The organism is Streptomyces sp. NRRL S-87 (assembly GCF_000719335.1).
Taxonomy (GTDB): Bacteria; Actinomycetota; Actinomycetes; order Streptomycetales; family Streptomycetaceae; genus Streptomyces.
Genome location: NZ_JOGB01000229.1, coordinates 1 through 298 on the forward strand (window position 1 = coordinate 1; position 298 = coordinate 298).

A 298-nucleotide genomic window follows, 5' to 3' on the forward strand; every position below is an offset into this window, starting at 1 on the left:
CACCCTGGGCGCCACCGGACTGCTCGGCGCACGGCACGTCGTCATGCCCGCCGCCCTGCCCGGCTACCTGGCCGGCCTCAAGCAGGGCTGGGCGTTCTCCTGGCGCTCCCTGATGGCCGCCGAAATCATCGCCAGCTCCCCCGACCTCGGCCTGGGCCTGGGCCAGCTCCTGGAGAACGGCCGCAACAACATCGACCTACCCGGCGTGTTCCTGGCGATCTTCCTGATCCTCGTCGTCGGCATCGCGATCGACCTGCTGATCTTCAGCCCCCTCGAGCGCCACGTACTGCGCAACCGC

General features: G+C 69.8%; 1 protein-coding gene. It reads left to right on the plus strand.

Annotated features, from left to right (window positions below):
* Nucleotides 1-298, plus strand: a 298-nt coding sequence (locus IF43_RS0135840) for an ABC transporter permease subunit (RefSeq protein WP_030211354.1), incomplete at both ends; no start/stop codon positions are given.